The sequence below is a fragment of the Devosia sp. Root413D1 genome (assembly GCF_001425235.1).
In the GTDB taxonomy this organism is placed as follows: Bacteria; Pseudomonadota; Alphaproteobacteria; order Rhizobiales; family Devosiaceae; genus Devosia_A.
Window position 1 is genome coordinate 177,195 of the sequence record NZ_LMEA01000014.1, and the last position, 13,085, is coordinate 190,279.

Below are 13,085 nucleotides of genomic sequence, written 5' to 3' on the forward strand. Positions count from 1 at the left end.
CCACCGCCTTCGGCGGTCCCCCTCCCCCGCCACGCGGGGGAGGATCAAGGAGAGGCCGGTGAACGGAACTGACCAATGACTGCTATTTGCCCTGACTCCAGAGGAACGCTCGCGTGATACGTCCTGCAACGGCTCGCCGCAGCCTGTTGATCTTCGTGCTGCCGGCCCTCGCCATCTACCTGGGCTTTGCGGTGCTGCCGCTGCTCATCTCGATCTTCATGAGCCTGTTCGATACCGGCAAGTCGGGGACCGGTTTCATTGGCCTGGGCAACTACATTTACCTGTTCACCCAGCCGGTGGTCAGCGCCCGGTTCTGGAATGCGCTGTTCAACAATTTCAAGTATTTCGCCATTCATGTTGCCGTAGAGATTCCGATCGGGCTGCTGCTTGCGGCGCTCTTGACCGGCGGCACGCTGAGCCGCAGCGAGGGCATTTACCGCACGCTGCTGTTCATCCCGGCGACGCTGTCGGTGGTGATTGTCGGCTTCATCTGGCGGCTGATCATCAACCCGCTCTGGGGCCTCGTCGGCTTCCCGCTGCTCGGCAACCAGCTGACGGCGCTGCCCACCATCTCGCTGATGGGGGTCTGGCAATATGTCGGCATCCCGATGGTGTTCCTCTATTCGGCGCTGATCGCGGTGCCCAATGACGTGATCGAGGCGGCGCGGATCGATGGCGCCAGCCCCTGGCGGATCTTCTGGGGCATCAAGTTCCCGCTCATCCTGCCGCAGTTCGGGCTGATCGTGATCCTCACCTTCATCTGGACCTTTAACGGCTTCGACCTGGTGTTCGCGCTCAACGGCTCGGCGCCCGGCCCGAACTATTCGACCGATATCCTCGGCACGTTCTTTTACCGCACCTTTTTCGGCTCGAGCGGCCAGGTGGCCGACCTCGATCTCGGCGCTACCGTCGCCACCGTGATCTTCACCCTGATGCTCTGCGTCACCACCGCCTATTTCTGGCTGGTGCAACGCCGGCTCAAAGCCCATTCGGCTTAGGAGGCGGCGATGACAACCGTGACCACCGAACTCGCCCACGAAAGCCGCCTCACCAGGGAACGCCGGCGCTGGAATGTCGAGCGCATCGCGGTGCACGCCGTGCTCGTGGCCTTCGTGGCGCTGGCGCTCGGGCCGATCCTCATCGTCATCCTCAATTCGCTGAAGACCACGCCGGCGATCTTCGGCGGGCCGTTCGCGCTGCCCACCGCCGAGACGTTCAGCCTTGCCGGCTACGAGCGGGTGCTGACCCGCGGCAATTTCCTCCTCAACTACCGCAACAGCCTGATCGTCACGCTGGTCTCGGTGGTGCTCACCGTCGGGCTTTCGACCCTCGCGGCGTTCGCGCTGGTCGAGTACCGGGTGCGCTTCGTGCCGCTGCTCGCCGGGCTGTTCATCGTCGGCGTCATGCTGCCGATCAGGCTCGGCACCATCCCGCTGATCCAGATCATGATCGGGCTGAGGCTGATGGATACGCTGTGGGCGCTGATCCTCGTCTACACGGCGATGAGCATCCCGCTCGGCGTCACGCTGATGATGACCTATTTCCGCACCGTGCCGGGCGAGCTCAAGGAAGCGGCGCGGGTCGATGGGGCCAGCGAGTTCCGCACCTTCTCGATCATCCTGCCGCTGGTGCGGCCGGGGCTCGCGGCGGTCGCCACCGTCACCATGCTGCCGATCTGGAACGACCTGTGGTTCCCGCTGATCCTCGCGCCCGGCAAGGCCAACCAGACGGTGACGCTGGGGGTACAGCAATTCGTCGGCCAGTTCCTCAACGACTATCCGGCGCTGCTCGCGGCGCTGACTTTGGGGGCGCTGCCGCTGGTCGTGCTCTTCACCATCTTTTCCCGCCAGTTCATCCGCGGGCTCAGCGCCGGCTACGGCAAATGAGCCCGCATCCCTAGTTTCGAGACGAGGCGATTGTCATGACGCAAGTTCACGAAGGCCACCATCACGCCCACGCGGCCCATGCCGTTTCCCACGGGGTCGCGGCGCTGCCGCCGCCGCGTTACCTGCGGGCGCTGGCGCCGCTCAGTGCCGCCGAGATCAATGCCGCGGTGGCGGTGATCAAGGCCGATGCCGAGCTCGGGCCCGGCGCGCTCTATGGCAATCTCGACCTGCGCGAGCCGACGCCGGATGAATGGCGCGCCCACCTTGCCGGCACGCAGTTGAAGCGCGAGGCGCGGCTCAACATCTCGCATAAGGATCGCCCCGGAGTGTGGATGGTGATCGTCTCGCTCGAGACCAATACGATCGTATCGCGCCGGCATTTCCCCACCGCCAAATCCGCCTTCCAGGTCGAGCAGCTGCTCGATGTCGAGCGGGTGGTGAAGGCCGATCCGCGCTTCATCGAGGCCTGCCGCAAACGTGGCATTACCGACATGACCGGAGTCTGCGTCGACAGCTGGTCAGGCGGCAATTTCGGCGACGCGGGCGAGGAGGGCCACATGGTCTCCTATGCCCATTGCTGGCTGCGGCTTTACGCCAACGAGAATTTCTACGCCCACCCGATCGACGGGCTGAACGTCGCCGTCGACGTCAAGACCGGCGAGGTGCTGCGTATCGACGATCATGGCGGCCCGCCGATCCCGATGACCGATACTCCCTATGACCCCGAGTTCATGCCGCCGGCACGGGCGCCGCTGAAGCCGTTGAATGTTATCCAGCCCGAAGGCACCAGCTTCACCCTCGATGGCCACGCCATCGCCTGGGACAAGTGGACGCTCGGCATTGGTTTCTCGCCGCGCGACGGCATCATCCTGCACGATATCCGCTATGCCGGTCGCCCGGTGGTGCGCCGTGCGGCGCTCGGCGAACTGGTGGTGCCCTATGGCTCGCCGGAGCGCGGTCACTATCGCAAGAACATCTTCGATATCGGCGAATACGGTTTCGGCAAGTTCAACCACTCGTTGAAGCTCGGCTGCGATTGCCTTGGCGCCATTCACTATCTCGATAGCCACTATTGTGGGCTCGATGGCGGGCTGATCACCATCGAGAAGGGCATCTGCATCCATGAGGAAGATACCGGAATCCTCTGGAAGCACTGGGATTTCCGCGCCGATCGCACCGAACTGCGTCGTGGCCGGCGGCTGGTGATCTCCTGCGTCAACACCGTCGGCAATTACGAGTACGCGCAATACTGGTATCTCGACCAGGCCGGCGAGATCAGCTTCGAGGTGAAGGCCACCGGCATCGTCAACACCATGGCGTGCGAGCCGGGTCGCCCCAGCAAATATGTGAGCGAGATCGCGCCGGGGCTGACCGCGCCAATTCATCAGCACATCTTCTGCGCCCGGCTCGATATGGCACTGGATGGGGGCGGCAACAGCCTCGTCGAGGTCAACAGCTTTGCCGAGCCGGTGGGGCCGAACAATCCGCATGGCAATGGCTTCTTTGCCACCGAGACGGTGCTCAAAACCGAGCTCGAAGCCGGCCGCCGCGCCAGTGCCGAGACGCACCGCACCTGGAAGGTGATCAACCCCAATAAGCTGAACGCCGTGGGCAAGCCGGTCGGCTACCGGCTGCACGCCAAGGATTGCGTCACGCCGTTCCTCGCCGAGAACGGGCCATCGGGCACGCGCTCCAACTTCGTGCGCAACCATGTGTGGGTGACACCCTTCCACCCGGACGAGCGCTACCCGGCGGGCGAGTATGTCTGCAATTCCGACGGCTCGGATGGGCTGGCCGAGATCGTCAAGCAGAACCGGCCGGTGGAGAATACCGATATCGTGGTCTGGCACTGCTTCGGGCTGCATCACGTGGTGCGGCCGGAGGATTTCCCGGTGCAGCCCACCATGTCGGCGGGCTTTGCGCTGATGCCGTCGGGGTTCTTCAACCTCAACCCCTCCAACGACCTGCCGCGTGAAACCAATACGGCGAGCGTATTGGCCGATGGCAGCATCGCCTGCCACTGCTGATGTCTGGCCCGGCTCCATGGCCCGCCTTCGCCGCCATCGCGGCGGCGACGGCTTTGGGTTGGGCCGGGCTCATGGCCCTCAGCGCCGGCGGGATCGAGGCGATCTGCGGCGGCAGCGGCCTGCCGCTGCTGGTGGGGGCGGCGCTGATGTGGGGGCTGATGGCCGCGACCATGATGCTGCCCTGCGCCATCCACGACATCGCCGCGGCCGCCCGCCAGGGCTGGCGCGCCGCCGCGAGGCTGACCCTCGTCTGCATCGCGCCGCCGACGCTGCTCGCCATCGGCCTCGGCATGGCGCTGACGCCGGTGGCGCTCGGCGCCCCGATATTGCTGGCGATCGCCGGCAGCGCGCTGGTTGCCGAAGCCGCTCTGCCGGCTGGTCCCATGCGGCTGGGTGCCGGCGCCGCGATGGTGGCCTTGCAACTGATCGGAGGCATGGAGCTCGGCTGGATGGCGCTGTGCGCCGTCTGGATGCTGGCGCTGGCTTTGGCGCCGGCGCGGCGGCTCACCACCGCTGCGGCGGGCACGGCGCTGCTCGGCCTCGCCATGTTCTGGAATTTGTGACGCCGCATTGGTGGGCGCCGAAATGAGGAGGAATATATGCCGCTCAAGTCGATCAACCCGGCCACCGGCCAACTGATTGCCGAGTATCCCGCCGATACGGCTCAGCAGATCGAGCAGAAGCTCGCCGCGGCCTGGGAGGGCTGGCAGGCCTGGAGCCGCACGCCGTTGGCCACGCGCAGCGCGCTGCTGCTGCGGCTCGGCGACCTGCTCGAGCAGCGGGCCGACGACTACGCCAGGCTGATTACTTCTGAGATGGGCAAGCCCATCGGCGAGGCGAAGGCCGAGGTGCTGAAAGCGGCATCCGGGGCCCGGCATTTCGCCGCCGAGGGCCCGGCCTATCTCGCCGACCAGCCGATCGCGGGCACGCCATCGCTGGTGCGCTACCAGCCGCTCGGCCCGATCTTCGGCATCATGCCGTGGAACCTGCCGTTCTGGCAGGTGCTGCGCTTCTTCATCCCGACGGCGCTGGCCGGCAATGTGGTGCTGGTGAAGCACGGCGAGACAGTGCAGGGGGCGGCCCGCGCCATCGAGCAACTGGTGCGCGATGCCGGCGGTCCGGCCGGGCTCTACACCAACCTTGCCATCCCCAATGAGACGATTGCCGACGAGGCCCGGAAGATCGTGCTCGACGACCGGATTCGCGCCGTGACCCTCACCGGCTCGACCGGCGCCGGTCGCGCCGTGGCGGCTGCTGCCGGCTCGGTGGGAAAGAAAGTGGTGCTCGAACTCGGCGGCTCGGACGCCTTCATCGTCTTTGCCGATGCCGACCTCGACAAGGCGGTGCAGCTGGGCGTGGTGTCGCGCTACTCAAACAATGCCCAGAGCTGCATCGCCGCGAAGCGCTTCCTGGTCGAGCGCAGCGTGTTCGACGCCTATGTCTCGCGCTACGCCACAGCCGCAAGCGCGCTGGCGATCGGCGACCCGATGGATGCGGCCACCAAGCTCGGGCCGATGGCGCGCGCCGACCTGGTCGATACCACCGAGCGGCAGGTGCGAGACGCGGTGGCGGCCGGGGGCAGGGTGGTGGCCGGCGGCAAGCGCCTGAACGGGCCGGGCAATTATTACGAGCCGACCGTGATCGTCGGCGCCGACCCGGATGCACCGATCATCCAGGAAGAGTTTTTCGGGCCGGTGGCGCTGCTGTTTCCGTTCGACAGCGAGGACGAGGCGGTGAGCCTTGCCAATGCCACCGAATATGGGCTGGGCGGCGCGGTATGGACCAGTGATGCCGTGCGGGCGCAACGGGTTGCCGACCGGCTGGAAGCCGGCGCGGTGTTCATCAACGATTTCGTCCGCTCCGACCCACGCGCGCCGTTCGGCGGGGTGAAGGGTTCCGGGTTTGGGCGGGAGCTCGGACCGCTCGGGGCGCGGGAGCTGACCAATGCGAAGCTGGTGTGGGGGAGTTAGGGGCTGCGCTGAGGTGGGCAGTCGGTATCCTCCCCCGCGAGGCGGGGGAGGGGGACCAGCGAAGCTGGTGGAGGGGGCGGGCAAACCAACTGGCGACTCTTGCTCCCCCCTCCACCATCCTTCGGATGGTCCCCCTCCCCCGCCCCGCGGGGGAGGACCAGCCGCACCGCCGGCGGTCGGCTTCACCCGCAATTGACGGACTTTCACGGGCGCAGCAGAGTGGCGCGCCTGCCGGACGTGCTCCAGGGGGCAGTGGAGTTCAGGATGACCGTCGCCGACGACTTGCCTCCGCGCACCAGCCCCATGCCACCCGCCGATCGCCTCAGCGCCTTGCGGGCAGCGAGCGCCGAGCCGCTCGACCTCGACGGCCTCAGGCAACTGGCCGAGGGCAATGACGATGTCGCCGCCCTGGCGCGGAGCTTCATCCACGCCACGCAGGAGATCGACCAGCGCAGCAAGGAACTCGCCATCTTCAACAGCGTCGGCGAGGCGATGGGCAAGGCGCTGAACGTCAAGACGGTGACCCGCATCGTCGGGGACAAGGTGCGGGAGATCTTCTCGGTCGAGGTGGTGGAGATCCTGCTCAAGGACAGCGCGGCGATGATCGTCGTGCCCTACGCCTTTTATGGCGTCTATCATGAGCCCGAGCCCTTCGCGATGGGCGAGGGGCTGACCTCCAAGGTGATCCTTTCAGGCCAGCCGCTGCTGCTCCGCTCGAGCGAGGAACAGGTGGCGCTGGGGGCACTGATCCCCACCGAGGACGACCGCACCGAGGCCTATCTGGGCGTGCCGATCATTGCCGGCGACGAGGTGCTGGGCGTGGTGAGCGTCCAGGCCTATGAGCAGAATGCCTTCAACGAGACCCATGTGCGGCTGCTGCAGGGGCTCTCGGCCAGCATGGGCGTCGCCATCGCCAATGCCCGCCTGTTCGACGAGACGCAGCGCCTGCTCAAGCAGGCCGAACAGCGCGCCGCCGAGCTTGGCGCCATCAGCAAGGTCAGCGAGGCGCTGATTGCCGAGGCCGACTTCGACAGCACCATCCAGCTGATCGGCAACCAGATGCGCGACATCTTCGAGGCCGATATCGTCTATGTGGCGCTGCTCGACCCCGAGACCGGGCTGATCGACTTCCCGTATCAGTTTGGCGATGAGTTCCCGACGCTGAAGTTGGGCGAAGGGCTGACCAGCAAGATCATCGAAACCGGCGAGCCGCTGCTGATCAACCAGGATCTCGACGAGCGCAGCGCCCAGATCGGCGCCACCCGCGTGGGAAAGAACGCCGCGTCCTATCTCGGCGTGCCGATCAAGACCGTGCAGGGCACCATGGGCGTCATCAGCGTGCAGAGCACGACACGCGAGGGGATGTTCGACGACAATTCGGTGCGGCTGCTCTCGACCATGGCGGCCAATGCCGGCGCGGCTTTGCACAATGCCCAGCTCTATACCGAGACGCTGCAGCTTTCGCTGTCGCAGCAGCAGGCCAAGGAAGCGGCGGAGGCGGCCAACGAGGCGAAGAGCACGTTCCTCGCCACCATGAGCCACGAAATCCGCACGCCGATGAACGGCATTATCGGCATGATGAACCTGCTGCTCGCCACCAAGCTCAATGCCGAGCAGCGCGATCTCGGCCAGACCGTCAATGACAGCGCCGAGGCGCTGCTCACTATCATCAACGACATCCTCGATTTCTCCAAGGTCGAGGCGGGCAAGCTCGATCTCGAGCAGCGCCCGTTCGTCTTGCGCGATTGCCTCGAGAGCGCCATCGACCTCGTCGCGCCGCGGGCGGCGGAAAAACGGCTCGACCTCGGCTATGTGATCGAGCCGGGGACGCCCGAGCTGGTGGTCGCCGACAATGACCGGCTGCGCCAGGTGCTGCTCAACTTCCTCAACAATGCGGTCAAGTTCACCGAGCGAGGCGAGATCGTCCTGTCGGTGATGCCGTTGCCCGAGGCGGAGAGTGCCGGCAGCGACCAGCTGGCGCTGCGCTTTGCCATCCGCGATACCGGCATCGGCATTCCGGCCGATCGCATGGATCGACTGTTCAAGTCGTTCAGTCAGGTGGATGCCTCGACCACCCGCCGCTATGGCGGCACCGGCCTCGGCCTCGCCATCAGCAAGCGACTGATCGAACTGATGGGCGGCGAAGTGTCGGTCGAGAGCGCCGAGGGCAAGGGCACGACCTTCAGCTTCACCCTCACCACGCCGGCCGCGTCAGCCAGCCGGCCGCAACTGCCGCCGGCGCGCGAACTGAGCGGCAAGCGGCTCTTGATCGTCGACGACAACCTGACCAACCAGCGGATCGTTACGCAGCTGGCGCAATCCTGGGGCATGGCGCCGAGCGCCAGCGCTTCGGCGGCCGAGGCCCTGGCGCTGCTTTCAGCCGGTGAGACGTTCGACGTCGTGGTGCTCGACATGGACCTCGGTGGCACTGACGGCATTACCCTGGCCCGGCAGATCCGCGCCCTTGGGCCGCGAGGCGGCATGCCGCTGGTGCTGCTCAGCGCCATGGTGCCGCTGTCGGAGCGGCAGAAGCGAGAGATGGAGACGGTTGGGTTTGCCGTGGTGCTCAACCGGCCGATCAAGGCCTCGCCACTGCTCAATGCGTTCATGGCGATCTTCGCGGGCGCTGCCCTGCGCGTCGACCGGGCGGGCCAGAGCCAGGACGTGGCGGTGGCCGAGACAGCGCGCCAGTATCCGCTCAGCATCCTGCTCGTCGACGACAACGCCACCAACCGCAAGCTGGCCTCCAAGGTGCTGGAACGGCTGGGCTATCGGGCCGATATGGCCTCGGACGGCCATTCGGCCATCGAGGCTTACGGCCGCGGTGCGCATGACGTGGTGCTGATGGATATCGAGATGCCTGACATGGATGGCATCGACGCAACGCGGCTGATCCGCGCCTCGATCCCCGGCGCGGCACACCAGCCCTATGTCGTGGCGCTCACCGCCAACGCCATGTCCGGCGACCGCGAGCGCTACCTCGAGGCGGGGCTCGACGACTATGTCAGCAAGCCCCTGCATATCGAGGAACTGGTGGCATCGCTGCGACGCGCCTTTGCAGCGGCGCGGGGGTAGGGCGGCGGGCCTTAGTGGGCACCGTTTGCTCCGCCCACTCGGTGTCATCCCTGCGAAAGCAGGGACCCAACTCTCCACTGGCGCGGGCTGAGGAATGGGTCCCAGCTTTCGCTGGGATGACATCCGGTGCGTGGGTGAGGCCGTGAGCTCGTCTGGCGGATGGCCTGTGGTCACTGACGGCGGCTCTGGGAAGTGCATCGGCCCCAACAAATCAGCCAAGCCACAGCAAGTTGTGCGCTGGTCGCTATCTGCTGGACATCAGACCTCCGGTTCCATTGACAAGCCATCGGCGTGCAATCCACAAAAAGTGCGGGACGCCAGTTCAGTAATGTGATGGCGAAATGTTGTAGTGAGGGCGTGGTGACGATCGACAGGCAGGCACTCGACAAGCTGCAGGAAATCGTCGGCGGCGATCCGGCTGATCTGGTCGAGTTGATCGACTCCTTCCTCGAAGAAGCCCCGCAACTCGTCGAAGCATTGGCCGCAGCGCAGGGCTCGGGTGATCTTCAGGGCGCACGCCGGGCGGCGCATTCGCTCAAATCGAACGCCCGGGACATGGGGGCAGGCGAGCTGGCCCAACTGTCAGCTGAGCTCGAGGCGCAATGCGCGGCCGGCGTCCTGCCCGGCGCGGCCGACGTCGAGGCGGTGCGCCGTGCTTTGGCCGAAGCAGCGAGCGAGCTGCGCGCTGCGTTCCCCGCGGTCGCACAATGAGCGGCGCCGGCACGGTCCTCATTGTCGACGACTCCGCCATGGTGCGGACCAAGCTCAGCAAGGCCGTCGAGGCGCTGGGCTATGCGGCCGAAGCCGTGGGCAGTGGCGCCGAAGCACTGAAGCGGCTGGGCGGCGCGGCCTTCGACGTGGTGCTGCTCGATATCGTGATGCCGGAGATGGATGGCTTCGAGGTGCTGAAAGCGCTGAAGGCCTCAACCCGCACCCGCGACCTGCCGGTGATCGTCATTTCGGCGCTCGATGAAGAGATGAGCAGCGTGGTCAAGGCGATCGAGCTCGGCGCCGAGGATTTTCTGCCCAAGGATTTCGAGGTGGCGCTGCTCAGGGCGCGGCTTTCGACCTCGGTCGAAAAGAAGCGGCTGCGCGACAACGAGAAGGAATACCTGCGCGAGGTGACCAAGCTCACCCGCGCTGCGTCGACGCTGGAACTGGGCAAGTTCAACCCGGAAAAACTGGGGATTAACGAGGTCGCGGCGCGGGGCGACGGGCTCGGCACGCTCGCCAAGGTGTTCTCCACCATGGCGCAGAGCGTCTACGAGCGGGAACGCAAGCTCCGCCAGAGCATCCGGACGTTTCGCGGTGCGCTGATCCTCATCGCCTGCGGGGTGCTCTGGGGACTGGTGGTGCCGCTGGCCAAGCTCGCGTCGGAAGTCGAGGCGCACCCGGTAGGTCTCGCCATCCTGATCGATACGCTGGGGGCCGTGCTCTGCATCGGCATCAGCCTCAAACGCGGCACGCTGCCGAAACTGTCGAGCCTCGGGCGCGGCGATATCAGCTTCATCGTGCTGTTCGCGCTGCTCAGCGCAGTGCTGAACCAGGTGCTGGTCTACTGGATGGCGAGCCAGCTGCCGGCCTTCATCGTCTCGATCGTCATCGTGCTCGAAGGCTTCATCGTCTTTCTGTTCGCCGCGCTCATGCGCACGGAGGTCGCGAGCCTCAAGCGCTTCGCCGGCCTCGGCCTTGGCCTCGTCGGGATCATCGTGATCCTGTTGTTCGGCATGCCGGTGAACATCGCCGCCAACTGGCTCTGGGTCGGCCTCGCCCTGCTCATTCCGGTGACCTATGCCGCCGAGGATCTGTTCATCGCCGAGCGGCGGCCGGCCAGGATCGACACCATCGCCCTGTTCGGCCTGGTGCAGGTCGTCTCGGTCGCAACGCTGATCCCGATCGCCTTCGTGACCAATGATTTCGTGCCGTTCGAACAGTTGAGCGGCCAGACCGGCATCATCGTGCTGCTGATGGCGGTGGCCTCGAACGCGGCGATGCTGCTGTTCATGTGGCTGATCAAGACCACCGGCGCGGTGTTCGGCAGCCAGACCGCCTATGCCGGCACCGCTGCCGGTATCGGCTGGAGCATGCTGCTGCTGGGCGAGGCCGTGCCGCTGTTGACCTGGGGCGCGCTGGCGCTGGTCTTCCTCGGCCTGCTGCTGGTCGAGCCCAAGCAGGAAGCCGAAGCCGAACCGCCGGTGCTCGACGAGCCGGAGGATGAAGGACCGGTGGCCGTGGCCGTGCAGTCAGCGGCGGAGTAGGGGCGGCTCACCGCGACCAGCAGTTGGCGGCCCTCTCCCGTTTACGGGGGAGGGGGGACCAGCCGACAGGCTGGTGGGAGGGGGGTGCCACAAACTCTGGCCTCTGCCCCATCTGCTTACGATCAGTGCGTGGGGCCCCCCTCCCACCACGCTTTCGCGTGGTCCCCCCTCCCCCGCAAGCGCAGGGCTATCGCATATGGAGCACTGACAGTAGTTGGATGGCCTTCTCCCCTTGTGGGAGAAGGTGGCCGAAGGCCGGCGTCGCTTCGCTCCGGCCGCGCTACACTTCGTTGCGCGGACCCCTCATCCGCCCTTCGGGCACCTTCTCCCACAAGGGGAGAAGGCTAGAGGTGCCCATCCGCCATATGCGATAGCCCTGCCCGCAAGCGGGAGAGGGTGCGCCGACTGCGAGCTTGGGTGAATGTTAAGAGCGACTACAGCAACCGCTGCAACACCGCAAAACTCCCCTCATCCATCTGCGCGACGTTGAAGCGCATGAAGTTGCCGGCGGTTTGGGCGGCGCTGAAGGCGTTGCCGGGGGCCAGCACCATGCCCTCGGCCAGGGCGGCGCGGGCGAGTTCGGCGCTGTCGCGACCGTCGGGCAGTTCGCACCAGAGGAACATGCCGGCGCGCGGCTCGAGCCAGGGGGTGATGCCGAGTTCGCCGAGCCGCTCGCCGACGCTGCGACGGGCCCGCTCCAGCCGGGTGCGCAGGGCCTCGGCATGGCGGTGGAAGCGGCCGTCGCTGAGGACGTTCAGCACCAGTTCCTCGTTGAGCCGGGCGCCGCCGAACATGGTGGCGATCTTCAGCTCGATCAGCGGCTCAAGCCAGTCGCGCTTCACGGCGATGAAGCCGCACCGCACCGAGGCGGAGAGGGTCTTGGAGAAGCTGCCGATCTGGATCACCCGGTCGAGCCCGTCGAAGCCGGCGAGGCGCGGCGCCGGGCTGTGCTCGAAATCAGCGAAGATATCGTCCTCGATGATGGTGAGCCCATGCTGGTCGGCGAGCTTCAGCACGCGATGCGCGGTCGTCGGCGAGAGTGTCGCGCCGGTGGGGTTATGGATGGCCGAATTGGTGATGTAGAGCCGCGGCTTCTCCGCCACGAGCGTCGCGGCGAAGGCCTCGATATCGGGTCCGTTGGGCGTATAGGGCACGCTGACGACGCGCACCCGATGGGCGCGCAGCAGCGCCTGGAAGTTGAAGTAGCAGGGATCGTCGACCAGCACGGTATCGCCCGGCTCGAGCAGGAAGCGGCAGATCAGGTCGATGGCCTGGGTACCGCTTTCGGTGAGGACGATCTGGTCGGGCGCCGCCTCGACGCCACGCTCGCCCAGCCTTCGGCTGATCAGCTGGCGCAGCGGCGGAAGCCCGAGCGGCGCGCCGTAGTTGGTGAGAGTATCGACGCTGGCGCGGGAGGCGGTGCGCAGGGCTTTCCGGAGGCTCTGTTCGGCCATCCAGGCGGCGGGCAGCCAGCCGCAGCCGGGTTTTGGCGCCGTATCGTCGGCCTCGAGCGATTGGCGCGAGACCCAGAGCGGGTCGATGGCGCGATCGAGCTTCGGCCCCACCGCCGAGAGCTGCATCGGCGCCAGTTGCGGGGCGACGTAAAAGCCCGAACCGGGGCGCGAGACAAGCACCCCCTCGGCCACCAGCCGGCTATAGGCCTCGACCACCGTCGAGACCGAGACCTCGGAGGATTTCGCCAGCGCCCGCACCGAGGGCAGCCGGGCGCCGGCGACGAGGCTGCGCGCGGCAATGCGGGCGCGCATGGTCGCCATGAGGTGTTCGATCCGGCTTGGTGGAGCAGATTGTGCTGTATCCGTTAACATAACAGTTTGCTCGGACTGTACTGGACTGTAGCTGGCGCGGCTG

9 protein-coding genes are annotated in these 13,085 nt (G+C 66.4%); 8 read left to right on the plus strand and 1 reads right to left on the minus strand.

Annotated elements, in window-relative coordinates; translation table 11 throughout:
• Positions 1 to 113: 113 nt before the first annotated feature.
• The 8 genes from ASC89_RS27750 to ASC89_RS27785 all read left to right on the plus strand — a co-directional run bounded on the left by ASC89_RS27750 (position 114) and on the right by ASC89_RS27785 (position 11,216).
• Positions 114 to 998 (plus strand): carbohydrate ABC transporter permease, encoded by an 885-nt coding sequence (locus tag ASC89_RS27750; RefSeq protein WP_056004308.1) that lies wholly within the window; start codon positions 114 to 116, stop codon positions 996 to 998.
• A 9-nt stretch (positions 999 to 1,007) separates the two neighbouring features.
• Positions 1,008 to 1,886, plus strand: a complete 879-nt coding sequence (locus ASC89_RS27755; RefSeq protein WP_056004310.1) for a carbohydrate ABC transporter permease — start codon at positions 1,008 to 1,010, stop codon at positions 1,884 to 1,886.
• Between the two features lie 35 nt (positions 1,887 to 1,921).
• Positions 1,922 to 3,913: a primary-amine oxidase gene (locus ASC89_RS27760; protein ID WP_082533658.1), complete on the plus strand. Its 1,992-nt coding sequence runs from the start codon at positions 1,922 to 1,924 to the stop codon at positions 3,911 to 3,913.
• Positions 3,913 to 4,476, plus strand: a complete 564-nt coding sequence (locus tag ASC89_RS27765; RefSeq protein ID WP_056004313.1) for a hypothetical protein — start codon at positions 3,913 to 3,915, stop codon at positions 4,474 to 4,476. The genes ASC89_RS27760 and ASC89_RS27765 overlap by 1 nt, the downstream gene beginning before the upstream one ends.
• Positions 4,477 to 4,512: 36 nt before the next feature.
• Positions 4,513 to 5,883, plus strand: coding sequence for an aldehyde dehydrogenase family protein (locus ASC89_RS27770; RefSeq protein WP_056004316.1), 1,371 nt, complete (start codon positions 4,513 to 4,515; stop codon positions 5,881 to 5,883).
• A 264-nt stretch (positions 5,884 to 6,147) separates the two neighbouring features.
• Positions 6,148 to 8,958 (plus strand): response regulator, encoded by a 2,811-nt coding sequence (locus ASC89_RS27775; RefSeq protein ID WP_056004319.1) that lies wholly within the window; start codon positions 6,148 to 6,150, stop codon positions 8,956 to 8,958.
• A 360-nt stretch (positions 8,959 to 9,318) separates the two neighbouring features.
• The gene (locus ASC89_RS27780; RefSeq protein WP_056004322.1) at positions 9,319 to 9,669 is read left to right on the plus strand and encodes an Hpt domain-containing protein; all 351 of its coding nucleotides are present in this window, start codon (positions 9,319 to 9,321) and stop codon (positions 9,667 to 9,669) included.
• Positions 9,666 to 11,216 carry a response regulator gene (locus ASC89_RS27785; protein ID WP_056004325.1) on the plus strand — a complete coding sequence of 517 codons (1,551 nt, stop codon included), beginning with the start codon at positions 9,666 to 9,668 and terminating at the stop codon, positions 11,214 to 11,216. The genes ASC89_RS27780 and ASC89_RS27785 overlap by 4 nt, the downstream gene beginning before the upstream one ends.
• Before the next feature lie 434 nt (positions 11,217 to 11,650).
• Here the strand turns inward: ASC89_RS27785 and ASC89_RS27790 are convergent, their stop codons facing one another.
• Positions 11,651 to 12,991 carry a PLP-dependent aminotransferase family protein gene (locus ASC89_RS27790; protein WP_244488580.1) on the minus strand — a complete coding sequence of 447 codons (1,341 nt, stop codon included), beginning with the start codon at positions 12,989 to 12,991 and terminating at the stop codon, positions 11,651 to 11,653.
• Positions 12,992 to 13,085: the final 94 nt, after the last annotated feature.

Excerpts from the sequence above, each read along its gene's own strand:
- ASC89_RS27755 (WP_056004310.1), top strand. The coding sequence starts at position 1,008 with ATGACAACCGTGACCACCGAACTCGCCCACGAAAGCCGCCTCACCAGG.
- ASC89_RS27790 (WP_244488580.1), bottom strand. The coding sequence starts at position 12,991 with ATGGCGACCATGCGCGCCCGCATTGCCGCGCGCAGCCTCGTCGCCGGC.
- ASC89_RS27760 (WP_082533658.1), top strand. The coding sequence starts at position 1,922 with ATGACGCAAGTTCACGAAGGCCACCATCACGCCCACGCGGCCCATGCC.
- ASC89_RS27765 (WP_056004313.1), top strand. The coding sequence starts at position 3,913 with ATGTCTGGCCCGGCTCCATGGCCCGCCTTCGCCGCCATCGCGGCGGCG.
- ASC89_RS27785 (WP_056004325.1), top strand. The coding sequence starts at position 9,666 with ATGAGCGGCGCCGGCACGGTCCTCATTGTCGACGACTCCGCCATGGTG.
- ASC89_RS27770 (WP_056004316.1), top strand. The coding sequence starts at position 4,513 with ATGCCGCTCAAGTCGATCAACCCGGCCACCGGCCAACTGATTGCCGAG.
- ASC89_RS27775 (WP_056004319.1), top strand. The coding sequence starts at position 6,148 with ATGACCGTCGCCGACGACTTGCCTCCGCGCACCAGCCCCATGCCACCC.